A 16353-nucleotide genomic window follows, 5' to 3' on the forward strand; every position below is an offset into this window, starting at 1 on the left:
CCCTGCCTCTAGAGCATCGGACCGAAAAGTGGGAACCGGTTTTCGGATAAATCCGATGCAAAAACAAAAAATTAGAGCATCGGACTGCGAGCGATTTTCAGTCTGATGCTCTCGACCCGTCGTACCGAACGGATTTTGCCCATGACCTCTCTTCTAGACCTTTCGATCCGCGATCTCACCGCCGCCTTTGCCGACAAAAGCCTGTCGCCAGTGACCTATTGGGATCAGGTGGAAGCGCGCGTGGCCGCCTTCGAGCCTGCCGTCGCCGCGCTTTATGCCTATGATCCCGAAGGCGCGCGCGCCATGGCCCGGGCATCTGAGGCGCGCTACGCCAAAGGCGCGCCGCTCGGGCCTCTCGATGGCGTTCCGGTGACGCTGAAGGAGCTGATCGCCACCAAGGGCACGCCGGTGCCGCTCGGCACGGCGGCGGTGGAACTCGTTCCCGCCGCGGCCGACGCGCCCATTGCCGCGCGCATGCGCGAGGATGGCGCAGTGATCTTCGCCAAGACCACCTGCCCGGATTACGGCATGCTGTCCTCCGGCCTGTCGAGCTTCCACCCCTTGAGCCGCAATCCCTGGGACGTGACGCAGAACCCCGGCGGCTCCAGCGCCGGCGCAGCCGCAGCAGGTGCTGCCGGCTATGGCCCCTTGCATATCGGCACCGATATCGGCGGCTCCGTGCGCCTGCCGGCCGGCTGGACCGGCCTGTTCGGTTTCAAGCCGAGCCATGGCCGCATTCCGGTCGATCCCTATTATGTCGGCCGCTGCGCCGGGCCGATGACGCGCCGGGTAGAAGACGCCGCCTTTGCCATGGCCACCCTGTCGCGGCCTGACTGGCGCGACGGCACCAGCCTGCCGCCGAACGATCTCGACTGGCTCGATTTCGATCTCGACGTGAAGGGCCTGCGCATCGGCGTGATGCTGGATGCCGGCTGCGGGCTGGAAGCAGAGCCGGAGATCCGCGCGGCAGTGCTCGCCGCTGCCCGCCGGTTCGAGGATGCCGGCGCCATCGTCACCGAGGTAGGCCCGGTCCTGAGCCGCGCCATGCTGGACGGGCTCGATCTTTTCTGGCGGGCGAAGTTCTGGGGCGATATCGAGAAGCTGCCGGCCGTGCGCCGCGAAAAGATCCTGCCCTATATCTATCATTGGGCGCAGAAGGGCGCGGATGTCACCGGGGTGCAGGCGGCGCAGGGCTTCGGCCAGACCATCGAGATGCGCAAGACCTGCGGCGCCCTGTTCCAGACCGTGGATGTCGTGCTGTCTCCCACCAATCCCATCGTCTCCTACCCGGCCGACTGGGCCTCGCCGACCAACGATCCCGAACGCCCCTTCGAGCACATCGCCTTCACCGTGCCGTGGAACATGTCGGAGCAGCCGGCCGCCTCGATCAATTGCGGCTTTTCATCCCAGGGCCTGCCGATCGGTCTGCAGATCGTCGGGCCGCGTTTCGACGATCTCCTGGTGCTGCGCCTGTCGAAACTGTTCGAGGACTGGACGGGCGGGATCACCCGGTGGCCGCAGCCGAAGGCCAAGACGACGGCTTGACGCTGCCGGCCGGCGCACCAGTTCCTCTCTCACAGTCTGTTCAAGACTTGCTGTTGGTCTGATGAAAATGGCGGTTTCGAGAACCGGAGCGCAGCGTACTTAAGGTACGTGAGCACCGGAAGCGCAGAAATTGCCATTTGCAGGCGGCCAACGGCGATTATTGGACAGACTGTCAGCGGCAGCCCGCGCTTGCAGTACGCCTTAACCGGACGAGCCGGCGCGAGGCGCGTGACCAGGCGGCGCGCTGCCCCAATGGCCGCCCGGCCCTCCTGCCGGTGACGGCCCGAACGAGAGAAACGGGAGACAAGCATGAACACAGTCAAGGTGCACGGCGCGGAAATCCCCGCGCTCGGCTTCGGCACGTTCCGCATGCCGGATGCCGAGGTGCTCGAGATCCTGCCGCAGGCGCTGAAGCTCGGCTTCCGCCATGTCGACACGGCCCAGATCTACAAGAACGAAGAGGCGGTGGGCACGGCGATCCAGCAATCGGGCATTGCCCGCAGCGAGATTTTCCTGACCACCAAGGTCTGGGTCGATCGTTTCGGCCGGGGCGAACTGGAAACCTCCGTTGAGGAAAGCCTGCGCAAGCTGAAGACCGACCATGTCGATCTGCTGCTCCTGCACTGGCCGGGCAGCCCGACGCCGATCGCCGAGGCGGTGGAAGGGCTGAACAAGGTGCGCCAGGCCGGCAAGGTGCGCCATATCGGGGTGAGCAATTTCAACGTTCACCAGATGCAGGAGGCTGCCAAAGCGAGCCAAGCGCCGCTCGTCACCAATCAGGTGGAGTATCACCCCTATATCGACCAGACCCCGGTTCTCGACGCCGCCCACAAGCTCGGCCTGTCGCTGACCGCTTATTATGCCATGGCCGACGGCCGGGTGCCGAAGGATCCGCTGCTCAACGAAATCGGCGCGCGCCACGGCAAGACGGCGGCGCAGGTGACGCTGCGCTGGCTCACGCAGCAGCTCAACGTCATCGCCCTGTCCAAAACCTCGACCGCCGCGCGTCTGAAGGAGAATTTCGAGATTTTCGACTTCGTGCTGAGCGAGGAGGAAATGCAGGCGATCCATGGCCTTGCCCGTCCCGACGGGCGCATCGTCAGCCCCAACGGCCTGGCGCCGGCCTGGGACCGCGCGGCGTAGGAACGCATGACAATCGAAAGGCCGGCACCGCATGGGTGTCGGCCTTGTCGTTCAGAACTTTCTTCCCTCACGCGCCTTCAAATAGCGCGAGGAAGCGGAGATGCACCTCAGACGAACTGGCGCAGCCCGGGCACCGAATCGATCACCTCGTTGACCGTGTCCTCGCCGGCATGTTCCTTGCCATAGGCGATCACTTCCTTGGCCAGTGCGGTGATCTCGCCCATGCTCAGCCCCTCGCTCATCAGCTGCTGGCCGAGCGCCATGACGCCGCCGCCGAAAGCACCGACGATCTTGCCGAGCAGGCCGCCGCTCTTGCCCTCGCCGTTGAAGCGCGCCACCAGTTCGGCCGCGCCCGGCGTGGCTTCGATCATCCGCGCCACCGGACCATCCGCCGCCTCGCGCTGCAGAAAGCCGAGCATCATGCCGATCGCCTTTTCGGCCTGGGCCGGGGCGATGCCCACATTTTCGGTGACGCGGGTCACGAGGTCGCTCATCGGGGTGTCTCCTTGGGTTGTGTGACGTTAACGTCAACGTAAATGACTGTTTCGGGAAATCAAGCGCGGAATTCGCCTTGCGCCGAGACAGGCGCATCCATGCGCCCCGAGCCTATCGCGAGGCTCGACAAGGGCCCTCTCGCGCGGCTCCACAAGGGTCCGGAGAAGGGCCCGCCGGCCTTTGCCGCCGATCGCGGTTTCCCCTTGCAAAAACAGTGGTCAAGCGCGGGCGGGATCACTACATTCCCCGCCAGCGTCCTGGGCCTTACGCCGGAAGCCCTCTGGGCTTGCGGCGGGGAGCATGAAGACGTCACACGGTGCGCAGCACCGAGGGTTCGACAGGGAGGTCGCATGCTGGAAGCCGGAAAGCTCTATATCGGCACGAGCCGCACGCCGGACGACAAGCCGGCCAAGGGCGAATATCTCGATCTCAGGCTCGCCAACCGCCATGGGCTGATCACCGGCGCCACCGGCACGGGCAAGACGGTGACGCTGCAGGTGCTGGCCGAGGGCTTCTCGCAGGCCGGCGTTCCCGTCTTCTGTGCCGATATCAAGGGCGACCTGTCCGGCATCGCCGCCAAGGGCGAGCCGAAGGATTTCCTGCTCAAGCGCGCCGGCGAGATCGGACTCGACCCCTATGAATTCGAGGCCTTCCCCGCGATCTTCTGGGATCTCTACGGCGAAAAGGGCCACCGCATCCGCGCCACCGTGTCCGAGATGGGGCCGCTTTTGCTGGCCCGGCTGATGGATGCCAGCGAGGCGCAGGAAGGGGTCCTGGCCATCGCCTTCAAGATCGCCGACGAGGGCGGGCTGCCGCTGCTGGATCTGAAGGATCTGCAGGCGCTGCTCACCTATATGAGCGAGCATGCCAGCGAGCTGTCCGCCCGCTACGGCCTGATCTCCAAGGCCTCGCTCGGCTCGATCCAGCGCGCGCTCCTGGTGCTGGAAGGCCAGGGGGCCGACCAGTTCTTCGGCGAGCCGGCGCTTGCGATTGCCGACCTCATGCGCGTGGATGCGCGCGGGCGCGGGCTGGTCTCGGTTCTGGCGGCCGACCGGCTGATGATGAACCCCCGGCTCTACGGCACCTTCCTGCTCTGGCTGCTGTCCGAGCTGTTCGAGGAACTGCCTGAAATCGGCGATCCGGAAAAGCCGCGCCTGGTCTTCTTCTTCGACGAGGCGCATCTCCTGTTCAAGGACGCGCCGCGCGTGCTGCTGGAGCGCGTCGAGCAGGTGGTCCGGCTGATCCGCTCCAAGGGCGTCGGCGTCTATTTCGTCACGCAGAACCCGCTGGACGTGCCGGAAACGGTTCTGGCCCAGCTCGGCAACCGCGTGCAGCATGCGCTGCGCGCCTATACCCCGCGCGAGCAGAAGGCGGTGAAGACGGCCGCCGAGACCTTCCGGCCCAATCCCGATTTCGACTGCGCCGAGGTCATCACGACGCTCGGCACCGGCGAGGCGCTGGTCTCCACGCTGGAGGGCAAGGGCGCGCCCTCCATGGTCCAGCGCACACTGATCCGCCCGCCATCCGGCCGTGTCGGCCCGATCAGCGAGGAGGAACGCCGCGCACTGCTTTCCTCCAGCGGCATGGGCCCGCTCTACGACCGCGACGTCGACCGGGAATCGGCTTATGAAATCCTGACGGAGCGCGCCGCCCGGGCGCAGGAACAGGTGCAGGCCGAAAAGGCCGCCCGCGAGGCCGAGGCCGCCCCGCCCAAGAGCCGCTGGACCCTGCCCGGCTTCGGCGACCGGCAGGAGGAGGAGACCCCTGCCCAGAAGCCGCGCCGCGCCGGCTATCAGCGCGAAACCGTGGCCGAAGCCGCGATGAAATCCATCGCCCGCTCCGTCGCCTCCTCGCTCGGCCAGGCGCTGGTGCGCGGCATTCTCGGCAGCCTGAAGCGGTAGCGCGCCGGATCGGCGGCCGTTCACCGGTTCTAGGAAAAATCAGAAGCAAACCATAAGCCTGACGCCCATGGCGCAGGCCCGACAGCCTATACGAAGGGGCGACAGGATGGAGCAGGCCGCGCTTGACGTCAGAGCGGCTTGGCGGAGGCTGAAAGCCATGCCTGCCAATGGCTCATCGACGTGATCCGCTCAGCGGCTTGAACAAGAGACGGCCGCTAAAAATACCGACCTTTCCCTTCACGGTCTTTTCAAGCTTATATTCTTAAATTCTCAGGTCTTCATGCGGGAGCGCGCGCCGATGCTCGGCGCATCGCCCGCTTTTCACGGGAAAGACTTGGGAGGGATGGAATGAAGAAGCTTTTATGCGCCTTTGGCCTCAGCGTGGCGATCACGGTCCTTGGCGGCACCGGCGCCCTGGCGAGCGATTACGGCTTCCGCCTGCACAACCGCGCGGCCGGCTACACGATCAACGGCTTCTACACCTATCAGGACGGCCGCTGGAGCGACAACTGGCTGACGGGTCGCGTGCGCCCCGGCCAGGCCGTCGACATGGACTGGTTCAGCAATGAGGGCAATTGCACCGTACCCTTCCGCGTCAGCTGGGACGACTACGGCGCCGACGACTTCAAGCTCGACTGGTGCAAGGGCGTCAGCAATCTCTACATGAAGGACAAGGGCTTCAGCTGGGACTGATCGACGCGCAAAAAGCCGAAGCATCGCGCCGGTTGGACAATCCGGCACTATGCTTCGGCGAAGAGCCTCTCACAGACCTTGATGAGAGGTTCCTCAATATCGGCCGTGCTCCAAGGTCTCAGGCGAGCGAGACCTGAACCTCGGTGGCCGTGCGCATGGCATGGCTGTAGGGGCAGACGATGTGGGCGGCTGCGATCAGGTCTTCGGCCTCGGCGCGCTCGACACCGGGCAGATCCACCAGCAGCGACACTTCGATGCCGAAGCCCGTGCCATCCTCGCGCGGGCCGATACCGACCGTTGCCGTGACCTTGGCGTCGTCAGGCACCTTGATCTTCTTCTGGCCGGCAACGTAGCGCATCGCGCCGAGGAAGCAGGCGGAATAGCCGGTGGCAAACAGCTGCTCGGGATTGGTGCCGGTGGCGCCATCGCCGCCCAGCTCCTTCGGCACGGTCAGCGTCACGTCGAGAACGCCGTTTTCGGTGGCGGCGTGGCCGGCGCGGCCGCCGCCGGTTGCGGAAGCCTTGGTGGTGTAGAGGATCGGCATGGGAAGCTCCTTGGGTCTCGGTTCAGGGGATCTGGGTTCAGGCTCTGTCGGTCTGAAGGTCGGGTTCCGAAAGCGACGATTATTTATATAATGCACAATTTGATTTTGCGCAATAGAATTTTGCAAATTGCCTGCGGTGGCGGGATTTGCGATAAGGAGGCATGAGCGAGACGGGCAGAGACGAAAACGAGACGCCTGAGACCCCGCAGCCCACGCCCCGGCTGGGCGATCATCTGTGCTTTTCCGTCTATGCCCTCGCCCACGCCTTCAACCGCGCCTATAAGCCGCTGCTCGACCGCGTCGGTCTGACCTATCCGCAATATCTCGTGCTGCTGACGCTGTTCGAAGCAAGCGAGCTGACGGTCAAGGCGATCGGCGATCGGCTGGGGCTCGATTCCGGCACCCTATCGCCGCTGCTCAAGCGCCTGGAAAATGCCGGCATCGTCTCCCGCCTGCGCGATGCCCGCGACGAGCGGCAGGTTCTGATCCGGCCGACGCCCGCCGGCCTGGCGCTAAAACCCGCGATTGTCGACATCCACCGCGCCATTGGCCGCGCCGTGGGCTGCAGCCTGTCGGATGCGGAAGCGCTTCAGCGCCAGCTCAGGGACCTGACGGCGCGGCTCGAAGCCACCAGCCAGACGGCTGCGCCCGGCAAGGGCGACGCCTGATCCCCTCCGCATGATCTTCTCGCTGATCCCCTCGACATGAGGCCATCGGCGCGCGCCGGAAAGCCGACAGGTTTTATCTGTCTCGTGTCCCTTATTTTTGCGGCCGCAGCGGATCGCGCCGAAAATCGCTTCCCATCCTTCGGTCGGATGATTTAGCTGTCTATTGCCCGTCCGCAATCACCGCTACGCCGCAAACAGGCCTTTAAGACGCATCTGTTTTTCGGCAAATTGGGCTTCGCCTATTTAAGAATTTTCGACCTCTATGTTTTATCAAACAGCTGATGTTCTCGGAAAATGGTAGAATTTTTCTTCACAGCGGACTGCGCTAGGGTAGCGAATGGGGTGATTCGGGCGCGGCCAGCCTGGGCTCCGGCCGCGACTTCGGTTCGTGTCGTCGCAAGCGCAGGAAGACGCGTCCGAGCGGCTGAGGCGATGCCGGTGGGAGTCGGCGGCAGGGGATTGAGGGGCAGTGTGGAGATGAACAGGCGGAGAGCCGTGGCACGGCGTGCACACCGCATTGCCGATGGCGCATTGCCTTGCTGAAGCTGCGCAAGCCAGGCGCCGAGAGCCAGGTCGTCCCGTCAGTGTTGTCGTTCGGCAGCCTGGTGGCGGGCTCCCTCTCCGTTGCGATCGGGCTCACGGTGCTGACGCTCTGGATTCTGCAGCCCGCCTTCGTCATCGAGCGCTATCCCGTGTTCTTCGGCACGGGCCTGCTCTCGGCCGGCTGTTTCGTGCTGACCGGCCTGTCCTTCATAATGACCCTGATCCGGCGAAAGCGGATTGGCGTTCTCTTGTCGAGCCTCACCATCTTGCTCGCAGGCGATTCGCTGATTTTCCAGATCAGCGGCCTGGATCTCGGGCTGGATGCGATGATGCCCATCCTGTTTTCGGAGGCGACGCTTCAGCCCCGCCATATCCCCGGCGCCACCTCGCTCAGCTTCATCCTGCTCAACCTGTCGATCCTTGGTCTGGCGCTGCGCGAGAGGCCGCTGCCCTGGGGCCTCCTGCTGCCGGGCGTGGTGTTCATGATCTCGGCGAGCACGCTTTTGACCTATACGCTGCGGCTCGGCATCCTGCCGCGCTGGCTGCCGCTGACGCAGATCGCGCCGCTGACCATGCTTTGCTTCCTGGCGCTTTCGCTGGCGATGATCGTCATCCACGTGCGGATCCTCAACTATCACCGCCAGACGGTCGCGGCGCTGCTGGCGGCGGCGAGCTATCTGCTCCTGCTGCTGCTCACGCTGCTCGGGCTGAACAACAGCGTGGAAGGCGGCATTCCGCTCCTGTCAGAGGCCAATACCCGGGACATTCTGGCGGCCATCCTGCTCGTCTCCGGCATCATCTTCACCGCCCTCATCGTCTATGCCTTCCGCAATGCCCAGCGCCATGCGGAGGTGGCCGAACAGCTCGCTGAAAGCCAGCAGCGCCTCGTCGCCATCATCGAAACGGCGATGGACGGCTTCATCACCATCGACGAGCGCGGAACGATTCTGTCGATCAACACAGCCTGCGAGCGCATCTTCGGCTATAGTGCTGCAGAAATGCTCGGGGAAAATGTGCGGATTCTGATGCCGGAGCCTTACCAAAGCGAACATGACGGCTATATGAACAACTATCGCGCGACGGGCCGGGCGAAGATCATCGGCAGCGGTCGCGAGGTGGAAGGCCGGCGCAAGAACGGCACGACCTTTCCGCTGGATCTGGCGGTCACGCGCATCGAACTGCCGCATCAGGTGCTCTACAGCGGCATCGTGCGGGACATTTCAGTGCGCAAGCGCCAGGAACGCGAATTGCTGGAGGCCAATGCCGAAATGGAGGAATTCTCCTATCGCACCTCGCACGACCTGCGCTCGCCCATCACCTCGGCGCTCGGGCTGGTGGCGATCGCGCGTGAGATGATCGGGGACGGGGCGCCGGCCGCCGAGGTCGCGCCCGTGATCGAGCGGATCGATGGCGGCCTGCGCCGGCTCGACCGGCTGATCCAGGACATCATCGCGCTGACCCGCACCAAGCTTCTGGAAGAGCCGGATGTGCGCCTGCCGCTGGCCGAGACGGTGCGCGAGACCATCGAGCGCATGCGCTTCATCGGCGCGGGCCGGCGCATCGCCTTCAAGGTCGAGATTGCCGAGACGCTGGTGATCGATGTCAAGGCTTCGCGCGTACAAATGATTCTCGACAACCTGATCTCCAACGCAATCAAATATTGCGACCCGCGCGAGGAAGCCCCTTTCGTGCGGGTGGAAGCGCAGATGGAGAACGGCATGCTGGCGCTGACGGTGAGTGACAACGGCCTGGGGATCGAGGAGGAGCAGCAGCGCCAGCTGTTCCAGATGTTCCGCCGCTTCCATCCCACCCACAGCTATGGCAGCGGGCTCGGGCTCTACATCCTGCGCAAGAGCGTCGAGCATCTGGGCGGCGCCGCCAGCTATCGCCGTCTCGACAAGGGCAGCGCTTTCAGCGTACGATTCCCGGCAAGGATCTCGCCATGATGCTCTCGTCTATTCTCATGGTCGACGACGACGAGTCGGATCTCTTCATCGCCGGCTATACCATTCGCAAGTTCGACCCCGCCATTGCGCTTCTCAGCGCGCATAACGGGCAGGAGGCGCTCGACATCCTGCGCGCTGGCCGGCCGGATGCCGTGCTTCTTGATGTCAACATGCCCGTGATGAACGGCTTCGAGCTTTTGGAGCATCTGGCGCTGATGGCCGAGGACGAGCGGCCCGTGGTCGCCATGCTCACCTCGTCGCGCGTGCCGGCCGACCGCCAGCGCGCGGAAACCTTCGCTTTCGTGCGCGCCTATTTCGAAAAGCCACTGAGGACCGAGGACATGGCCGCCCTGGCCGGGCTCGCGGGCAGCCGCGATCTGGAGCGGCGCCAGACCGGGGGCTGAGGCCCGTCGCAATCAGCGAGTACCGCTCTTCGCGCTTCAAGACCTTGTTTTCCTGTATATTGTGGCCGCGACACCGCCTAGCAGTCAGGGCAGGAAGCCGGTCAGGACATGTGCTCAGAACCCGATCCGGCCGAAAGCCGGCACCTTCACGCCCGGATGGCGCAGGTCCAGCCCGGCCACGAGGCCAAGCACGTGGAGTTCAAAACCGCTGCGCTGGCCGGCGGAAAAGCCGAGAAGGCCGTAAAGCGTCATATGCATGTCGCGCCCATCGGCATCCACCGCAAGAAAGCGGCACTCCGGCAGAAAATCGCGCCCGACCGCATGGGGCGGCAGAACGGCATCGAGCTCGGGCACGCTGCGCAGCACATGGGCGACGAAGCTGTTGGAGTTCGGCCCCGGAAACAGCCTGTAGGCGCCTGCGGTGGCATAAGGATAGGCCGCAATTGCCGCCTCGACCTTGGCGATCAGCGCCTCGGCCTGCGGCCCGCGCCGCGCCACCACCAGCTCCGGCGGGTTGGAATACCAGCGGGCATCGGCGGCATAGGCATTGCGCCGGATCGGCTGCCCCCAGCCCACCTTGTCATAGCGCTCATAGCGGGACGCCCCGGGCTTCTTCACCACGATCCAGGAATGGCTGGCCACCGCGCCCTTCATGCCACCGGTGGCGGCGGAGAAGACATAGATTGCGGCTTGCGGATCGTCGGCAGCGCGCGGCAAAATGCCCGCGGACGACCAATCGGCCTCGCTCCAGCGCGCCGGCCGGTCGCGCAGCGACCAGAGCCCGGCGGAGGCGAGCGCCGGCAGGCAGTAGATCACCAGGAAGGCGAGAAGGGTGAGCCGCAACACGGCCATTAGCGCCCCCACCATGGCGCGCGGCCGGCGCTCCCCGCGTCCGATGCGCTGGCCTCGAAGGCGGGCAGCCGGTTTTCACGCGCAGCGCATTGACCTGATGGCGCCGCTTCGACAAGAAGACAGGGAATTTCGCAGGCGATGAGGACGGACAATGGCAAACCCGGTTCTGGTGGAAGTGACGCGCGGCACGATGGTGGAAAGCCGGCATCGCGGCATGGTCGTCGCGGTGGACAGCGCGGGCAGGATCGTCTTCTCGGCCGGCGCGGTTGATCATCTGGTGTTTCCGCGCTCCGCCTGCAAGGCCATGCAGGCGCTGCCGCTGGTGGAAAGCGGCGCGGCCGACCACTACGGCTTTAGCGCGCGCGAGCTGGCGCTCGCCTGCTCCTCGCACAATGGCGAGCCGGAGCATGCCGAGCTTGCCGGCGCCATGCTGGCACGGGCCGGCCGCTCGGTGGAGGATCTCGAATGCGGGGCGCACTGGTCCTTCCAGCAGGAAACGCTGATCAACCAGGTCCGGGCGATGGATAGGCCGACGGCCCTGCATAACAATTGCTCGGGCAAGCATGCCGGCTTCGTCTGCACCTGCGCCCATACGGGCGAGGCGGTATCGGGCTATGTCGGCTATGACCACCCGCTCCAGCGCGAGATCCGCGCGACGATGGAGAGCCTGACGGGTGCCGCACTCTCGCAGGATGTCTGCGGCACGGATGGCTGCTCGATCCCGACCTATGCCGTGCCGCTGCAAGGGCTGGCTCATGGCTTTGCCAAAATGGCGACCGGCGAAGGCCTATCGCCCGAACGGGCGAAGGCCGCCCGGCGGCTGATCGACGCCTGCATGGCTGAGCCCTTCTATGTCGCCGGCACAAGGCGGCTGTGCACCGAGATCATGGCGCTGGCGCCCGGCCGCATCTTCGCCAAGACGGGCGCCGAAGGCGTGTTCTGCGCCGCGCTGCCCAAACAGGGCATCGCGATTGCGCTGAAATGCGAGGACGGCACCACCCGCGCCGCCGAGGCCATGGTGGCCGCCACGCTCGCCCGCTTCTTCCGCGACGACGAGGCCCTTCACACTGCGCTGATGGCCAAGGCCAACCACACCATGCGCAACTGGAACGGCATGGCGGTCGGCGATGTGCGCGTGACCGAGGCGCTGATGGCGTGAGCAAATTTGAATAGAGTAGGCAGGAGGGGCACGGGGATTCGGATTCTAAATTTCCATTTTCATAGAAACTTTTAAGAGAACACTAAAGATGGAACTATCGAGAAGAAAACGGCATCGCCTAAATAATTATCTCAATATTTTAGACACGAACTCAATTAAACATAATTACTTGAGTCCAATAAAAAAATTTTACTTACTAATCATTTGAATTATATTACTATACTAATTTTATGCAATATCTCAATGCAATATAGGGCGGAATATTTGGCAAAGGATCGCTAATATTCTGACCTTCATTAAATTTTACGCTTTCCAATCCAGTGAATTCTTCTTTTTTCCTTACGTAGTCTCCATGGCTGACTACAATCAAATCTGGAATATTTGGAATTCTGATTACTGTTTCTTGATAACCGCCAACGGATTCAAATGGCTTTGGCTTGAGATCCTTATCGCCCTCATCCCGGAGAAATTTTTTCTCGATTTCTGGTATTTGCGTTTCCTCAAGCGCCCCCACAATAACGCCCCCCCCAAGCGCCTTTAAAGTCTCCCCAGCCGGTTGGACATTTCGTTTTCAAATCGAAAGCAACAACGGCATTTGCGGGTATATATCCTAATATATTTGACACACCGCCGGCAGCATACCATCCCCAAAGCCAACTCAACGCAACACCCATCAATGCGAGCAATCCAAGAGCAAGTTGATTTGCCACCCCTTCGCTAAATGCCTCTATGAATTTTCGCACCCAAACCTTCTCAGGCGCTTTGTTCCCGTCATTATTCAATCCAGACATTATATCACCCCATATACAACATCTTATCTCCACATATTACAGAATATAATTTGAAAATTATGAAATTAAAAGTCAATACTTTAATATACGAACTTGGTTTGTAGGCGAATTTTTCCCCGGATCATGCTGTATTTGAGGCGCAAAGAATTTTTGTGATTTCCTTACGGCTCGACTGGTACCGCCCGTAATTTTCTTCAGGGCCATTACAGGATGATCTCCAACTGAGGCGATATTCTGGAAACGGCAGGTCGGCCAGCATGCGGGCATCCATCCGTGCGATGGCGGGATGGGACAGCGGATCCTGCGCCTCGCATGCCGGCGCAGCGGCGCGACGGCTGGACGCCGGTTTCCGGAAAAATCCGATGCGGATCAGGAACGAGATCATGGCGCGTCCTTTCTCCCCTGTTTAAAGGCAGAGGCCTTGCGGGGTGATGCAGCCCATAGGGGACGCTTTAGAAATACAGGCAGCGGATACGCCAGCACAATTGAGTTTACCGCGCCAGGACTATAGCTTTCCTATATGAAGACCTTGAACCTCGTTCACCTCAACGGCCTGCGCGCGGTGGAAGCTGCGGCCCGGCTGGGCTCGCTGCAGGCCGCGGCGGCGGAGCTCGGCGTCACCATCGGCGCGGTCAGCCAGCAGATCCTCAAGACCGAGCGCCAGCTTGGCCGGCCGCTTTTCGCCCGCCAGCCGCGTGGCCTTGACGTGCTGCCCGAGGCCGAGGCCGTGATCGCCGATCTGGCGGAAGGCTTTGTGCGGCTGGAGCGGGCGGTGGTGCGGGCGCGGCGGCGCGACGAGACGGTGCTGACCGTCTCCGTCGCCCCGGTCTTTGCCGCGCGCTGGCTGGTGCCGCGTCTCGACCGGTTCGAAGCGCGGCATCCGGGCCTGCGCCTGCGGCTCGACGCGACTGCGCGGCTGGTCGATCTGGAGGCGGAGGAGGTCGATCTGGCGATCCGCGTGGGGCGCGGCGACTGGCCGGGCACGGCGGCGGAGCTGCTGCTTGCGCAAAGGGTGTTCCCGGTCGCCTCCCCCGCGCTTGCCGAGCGGCTGCAGCGGCCGGAGGACGTGCTGTCCCTGCCCGCCGTGATCGACGGGCGCTCGATGTTTTCCTGGGAGCTGTGGCTGGAAGCGGCGGGCCTTCCCGGCCGCAGCATGGCAGTGCGCCATGTCTTCAACGAGGCCTCGCTCTGCCTGGATGCGGCAATTGCCGGTCAGGGCCTGTTTCTGGCCTGGCAGACGATCGCCTGCGATGCGCTCCGCGACGGGCGGCTGATCGAGCCCTTCGACTTGCGGGTGCCGACAGGGCTCGGCCATTACATTCTGACGCCGACGGGCCGGCGGGCAACGCCCGCCCGCACCGCGCTGCGGGCCTGGCTGTTCGACGAGATCGGCGAGGCCGAGCGGGCTGGAGTTTGACGTGACGCGACTCAGGCCGCCTCTGCGAGCCGTTTCGCCATCATCGCCTTGAAGGCCGGCCGCTCCTGGCAGCGGGCAAGCCAGGCCTTGAGCTGAGGGTGACGGTCGAAGAGCGCCGTCTGGCTCATGGCATAGCGGAAGACCTCGGCCAAGTTGAGATCGGCAACAGTGAAGCGGTCGCCGAGCAGATAGGGCTGCGCCGCCAGTTGCGCTTCCAGCCTGGCAAAGCCCGGCTCCAGGGCGAGGACCGCCTCGGCAATGGTGGCGCGGCCGGCATCGGTGGCCTCGACGCCGGCATCATAGACGAGCACGATGCGCACGGCCTGCGGCTCGATGGCGGTCGCCGCCCACAGCGTCCAGTTCAGGGCCAGCGCCTCCTCCCGCCGGTCGGCCGGGGCCAGCGGGCCGCCATGTTTTGCGGCGAGATGGAGGGTGATGGCGAGCGATTCCGTCAGCACCAGACCGTCGTCGTCGATCGCCGGGATCTGCTGCATCGGATTGATGGCGCGAAAGGCGGGGGAGCGCGTGTTCAAGGGCGCATCCTCGGCAAGCGGCGCGGCCAGCCGGCGCGCCTGGATGACCGGCACCGAGCGGAACGCCAGGCCGAGCTCCTCCGCCAGCCAGTAGACGCGCGAGGCGCGCGATCGATAGACGCCATAGATCGTCAGCATGTCACATCCTTCGCTTCTGTCGTTTCCTGCCGAGACCACGCGCGCCCGGCACATCGGACGGAGCATCATCTGCAGTCCAAGGCCCTGAAATCGATAACGCACCGGATGATCCTGCTCCAGAGGCTTTTACGGGAACGGGCCCTGGAAAACTGCCGGGAGATCGGCGCGCATCGAGCGGCCGGCGCGCGGTCGAAGCGGTCAGCTTCGTGCGCGAAAGGTCTCGAAAATCAGCGCGCGCAGCCAGCGATGCACGGGATCGGCATCCATGCGCGGGTGCCAGGCCTGGACGATCTCGAAGCCGGGGACCGGCACCGGGAGCTCAAAGGAGCGGATATTGGAAACCGCGGCGGAACCACGATAGGAGTGGGGAATGGTGCCGATCAGATCGGAGGCGGCGGCCACGGTGATCACGGCGGGAAAGCTCGGCACGATCAGCCTGACATCGCGCTGCAGGCCGCGCTCGGCCAGCGCCGCATCGATCGGGCCCGCAAACTCCGGCTGCATCGAAAACAGCACGTGCCCCCAGGCGAGATAGTCGTCGAGGCCGATCAGCTCCTTGTCAAAGAGCGGATGCCCGGCCCTGATGACGCCGACATAGCGGTCCTCGAACAGGGTCTGGCAGCGCAGCTCGCCGCTGTCGAGCGGCAGCACGCCGATATCGAGATCGATGACGCCGTCGCGCAGCATCTGCACGTCCTTGTCCGCGCGCGGAGCGAAACGCAGGCGCACACCAGGCGCGCCATCCGCCACGGCGGCGCTCAGGCCCGCGGCATAGAGCAGCACGAAGGCCTCGTTGGCACGGATCGTCACATTGCGCCTGACGGCGCGCATCTCCACGCTGGACGGCGGACTGAGCACCGCGCGCACCGCCTCCTTCAGCGCATGCACCTCGTCGGCGATCTCAAGCGCATGCGGCGTGGGCACCATGCCGCGCCCGGCCGGCACGAGAATCGGATCGCCCAGCGCCGCCCGCAGGCGCGCCAGCGTCCGGCTCATCGCCGAGGTGCTGAGATTGAGCCGGCGCGCAGCCGCCGAAACGCTGCGCTCGCGCAAAAGCGCATCCAGCGCGACCAGAAGGTTCAGATCGAGATCGGGCATGCCGCAACTTAAACCCAGTCTTGCTGATAGCAACCCATGAGGTTCACCAGCAAGACTGGGCAATTGAGCATCAGACCGAAAAGTGGCGACCGGTTTTCGGAAAAATCCTATGCAAAACAGATTTCTAGGGCATCGTCCGGCCGAACTGAAACGAGGGTCGACACGCCAGGCTTCAAACAAGCTCGCGGGCGCGACGATGAGGACCGCCCTGCGCAGCCTCCGCGCAGTGCAAACCCCGGCGGCGGCGTTTGACAGGCAGCGTTCTATCTAGGGCGTCAGACGCAATGGTTGTTTGATTCCGTTGCGTCTGGCGCCGGCACTCGTGGCGCCATAATTTGCCTGCATTCGTGACCTGACGCCGCGCACAGCCCGAAGCATCGTATGGATGGCGGAGCAAGGTTTCAGGTCGATCGGATGCAAGAAAGTCGCGAGCATCGCGCCGAACCCGGTCGGCGGTCGAATGCTCCGGATCGAAACAGTCGA

The 16353-nt window shown here is 63.9% G+C and carries 16 protein-coding genes and 1 pseudogene; 9 read left to right on the plus strand and 8 right to left on the minus strand.

Annotation, left to right across the window (positions count from 1 at the left end; translation table 11 throughout):
• Positions 1-141: 141 nt before the first annotated feature.
• On the plus strand, positions 142-1545 hold the full coding sequence (locus tag BJF92_RS22345; RefSeq protein WP_075636938.1) for an amidase: 1404 nt from the start codon (positions 142-144) through the stop codon (positions 1543-1545).
• Between the two features lie 309 nt (positions 1546-1854).
• Positions 1855-2688 carry an aldo/keto reductase gene (locus tag BJF92_RS22350; RefSeq protein WP_075636939.1) on the plus strand — a complete coding sequence of 278 codons (834 nt, stop codon included), beginning with the start codon at positions 1855-1857 and terminating at the stop codon, positions 2686-2688.
• 107 nt (positions 2689-2795) lie between these two features.
• On the opposite strand, the pseudogene BJF92_RS22355 reads toward BJF92_RS22350, so the two are convergent.
• A pseudogene (locus tag BJF92_RS22355) lies at positions 2796-3188 on the minus strand (DUF2780 domain-containing protein); the annotation flags it as partial.
• A 345-nt stretch (positions 3189-3533) separates the two neighbouring features.
• Here BJF92_RS22355 and BJF92_RS22360 point away from each other — a divergent pair.
• Together BJF92_RS22360 and BJF92_RS22365 are read left to right on the plus strand one after the other, a co-directional pair.
• The gene (locus tag BJF92_RS22360; protein ID WP_075636941.1) at positions 3534-5084 is read left to right on the plus strand and encodes a helicase HerA-like C-terminal domain-containing protein; all 1551 of its coding nucleotides are present in this window, start codon (positions 3534-3536) and stop codon (positions 5082-5084) included.
• A gap of 348 nt (positions 5085-5432) precedes the next feature.
• A complete protein-coding gene (locus tag BJF92_RS22365; RefSeq protein ID WP_245294862.1) occupies positions 5433-5777 on the plus strand; it encodes a hypothetical protein in 345 nt (114 codons plus the stop codon).
• Between the two features lie 118 nt (positions 5778-5895).
• Here BJF92_RS22365 and BJF92_RS22370 read toward each other — a convergent pair whose 3' ends face one another.
• Positions 5896-6321 carry an organic hydroperoxide resistance protein gene (locus BJF92_RS22370; RefSeq protein ID WP_075636942.1) on the minus strand — a complete coding sequence of 142 codons (426 nt, stop codon included), beginning with the start codon at positions 6319-6321 and terminating at the stop codon, positions 5896-5898.
• A 161-nt stretch (positions 6322-6482) separates the two neighbouring features.
• Here BJF92_RS22370 and BJF92_RS22375 point away from each other — a divergent pair, with 161 nt between their 5' ends.
• The 3 genes from BJF92_RS22375 (at position 6483) to BJF92_RS22385 (ending at position 9882) form a co-directional block, all read left to right on the plus strand.
• Complete coding sequence (locus BJF92_RS22375) at positions 6483-6989, plus strand: MarR family winged helix-turn-helix transcriptional regulator (protein WP_075636943.1); 507 nt, start codon at positions 6483-6485, stop codon at positions 6987-6989.
• 536 nt (positions 6990-7525) lie between these two features.
• Positions 7526-9478: a sensor histidine kinase gene (locus tag BJF92_RS22380; protein WP_075636944.1), complete on the plus strand. Its 1953-nt coding sequence runs from the start codon at positions 7526-7528 to the stop codon at positions 9476-9478.
• Positions 9475-9882, plus strand: a complete 408-nt coding sequence (locus tag BJF92_RS22385) for a response regulator (RefSeq protein ID WP_075636945.1) — start codon at positions 9475-9477, stop codon at positions 9880-9882. The genes BJF92_RS22380 and BJF92_RS22385 overlap by 4 nt, the downstream gene beginning before the upstream one ends.
• Before the next feature lie 114 nt (positions 9883-9996).
• Here BJF92_RS22385 and BJF92_RS22390 read toward each other — a convergent pair whose 3' ends face one another.
• Positions 9997-10734 carry a DUF3750 domain-containing protein gene (locus BJF92_RS22390; protein ID WP_075636946.1) on the minus strand — a complete coding sequence of 246 codons (738 nt, stop codon included), beginning with the start codon at positions 10732-10734 and terminating at the stop codon, positions 9997-9999.
• Positions 10735-10885: 151 nt separating this feature from the next.
• Between BJF92_RS22390 and BJF92_RS22395 the strand changes: the two genes are divergently transcribed.
• Positions 10886-11893 (plus strand): asparaginase, encoded by a 1008-nt coding sequence (locus BJF92_RS22395; RefSeq protein ID WP_075636947.1) that lies wholly within the window; start codon positions 10886-10888, stop codon positions 11891-11893.
• 217 nt (positions 11894-12110) lie between these two features.
• On the opposite strand, the gene BJF92_RS25385 is transcribed toward BJF92_RS22395, so the two are convergent.
• The 3 genes from BJF92_RS25385 to BJF92_RS25395 form a co-directional block, all read right to left on the minus strand.
• The gene (locus BJF92_RS25385; RefSeq protein WP_143524153.1) at positions 12111-12407 is read right to left on the minus strand and encodes a hypothetical protein; all 297 of its coding nucleotides are present in this window, start codon (positions 12405-12407) and stop codon (positions 12111-12113) included.
• On the minus strand, positions 12394-12684 hold the full coding sequence (locus BJF92_RS25390; protein WP_143524154.1) for a hypothetical protein: 291 nt from the start codon (positions 12682-12684) through the stop codon (positions 12394-12396). The genes BJF92_RS25385 and BJF92_RS25390 overlap by 14 nt, the downstream gene beginning before the upstream one ends.
• Before the next feature lie 121 nt (positions 12685-12805).
• Positions 12806-13069, minus strand: a complete 264-nt coding sequence (locus tag BJF92_RS25395; RefSeq protein WP_143524155.1) for a hypothetical protein — start codon at positions 13067-13069, stop codon at positions 12806-12808.
• A gap of 135 nt (positions 13070-13204) precedes the next feature.
• Here BJF92_RS25395 and BJF92_RS22405 point away from each other — a divergent pair, with 135 nt between their 5' ends.
• Positions 13205-14101, plus strand: a complete 897-nt coding sequence (locus BJF92_RS22405; protein ID WP_075636949.1) for a LysR substrate-binding domain-containing protein — start codon at positions 13205-13207, stop codon at positions 14099-14101.
• An 11-nt stretch (positions 14102-14112) separates the two neighbouring features.
• On the opposite strand, the gene BJF92_RS22410 is transcribed toward BJF92_RS22405, so the two are convergent.
• Together BJF92_RS22410 and BJF92_RS22415 are read right to left on the minus strand one after the other, a co-directional pair.
• Positions 14113-14772 carry a glutathione S-transferase family protein gene (locus BJF92_RS22410; RefSeq protein WP_075636950.1) on the minus strand — a complete coding sequence of 220 codons (660 nt, stop codon included), beginning with the start codon at positions 14770-14772 and terminating at the stop codon, positions 14113-14115.
• 198 nt (positions 14773-14970) lie between these two features.
• Positions 14971-15870: a LysR family transcriptional regulator gene (locus BJF92_RS22415; protein ID WP_075636951.1), complete on the minus strand. Its 900-nt coding sequence runs from the start codon at positions 15868-15870 to the stop codon at positions 14971-14973.
• Positions 15871-16353 lie beyond the last annotated feature (483 nt).

The sequence above is a fragment of the Xaviernesmea rhizosphaerae genome (genome assembly GCF_001938945.1).
GTDB classification, from domain to species: Bacteria; Pseudomonadota; Alphaproteobacteria; order Rhizobiales; family Rhizobiaceae; genus Xaviernesmea; species Xaviernesmea rhizosphaerae.

Coding starts and splice junctions, on each gene's coding strand:
- BJF92_RS22345 (WP_075636938.1), top strand. CDS start 142: ATGACCTCTCTTCTAGACCTTTCGATCCGCGATCTCACCGCCGCCTTT.
- BJF92_RS22350 (WP_075636939.1), top strand. CDS start 1,855: ATGAACACAGTCAAGGTGCACGGCGCGGAAATCCCCGCGCTCGGCTTC.
- BJF92_RS22360 (WP_075636941.1), top strand. CDS start 3,534: ATGCTGGAAGCCGGAAAGCTCTATATCGGCACGAGCCGCACGCCGGAC.
- BJF92_RS22365 (WP_245294862.1), top strand. CDS start 5,433: ATGAAGAAGCTTTTATGCGCCTTTGGCCTCAGCGTGGCGATCACGGTC.
- BJF92_RS22370 (WP_075636942.1), bottom strand. CDS start 6,321: ATGCCGATCCTCTACACCACCAAGGCTTCCGCAACCGGCGGCGGCCGC.
- BJF92_RS22375 (WP_075636943.1), top strand. CDS start 6,483: ATGAGCGAGACGGGCAGAGACGAAAACGAGACGCCTGAGACCCCGCAG.
- BJF92_RS22385 (WP_075636945.1), top strand. CDS start 9,475: ATGATGCTCTCGTCTATTCTCATGGTCGACGACGACGAGTCGGATCTC.
- BJF92_RS22390 (WP_075636946.1), bottom strand. CDS start 10,734: ATGGCCGTGTTGCGGCTCACCCTTCTCGCCTTCCTGGTGATCTACTGC.
- BJF92_RS22395 (WP_075636947.1), top strand. CDS start 10,886: ATGGCAAACCCGGTTCTGGTGGAAGTGACGCGCGGCACGATGGTGGAA.
- BJF92_RS25390 (WP_143524154.1), bottom strand. CDS start 12,684: ATGTCTGGATTGAATAATGACGGGAACAAAGCGCCTGAGAAGGTTTGG.
- BJF92_RS25395 (WP_143524155.1), bottom strand. CDS start 13,069: ATGATCTCGTTCCTGATCCGCATCGGATTTTTCCGGAAACCGGCGTCC.
- BJF92_RS22405 (WP_075636949.1), top strand. CDS start 13,205: ATGAAGACCTTGAACCTCGTTCACCTCAACGGCCTGCGCGCGGTGGAA.
- BJF92_RS22410 (WP_075636950.1), bottom strand. CDS start 14,772: ATGCTGACGATCTATGGCGTCTATCGATCGCGCGCCTCGCGCGTCTAC.
- BJF92_RS22415 (WP_075636951.1), bottom strand. CDS start 15,870: ATGCCCGATCTCGATCTGAACCTTCTGGTCGCGCTGGATGCGCTTTTG.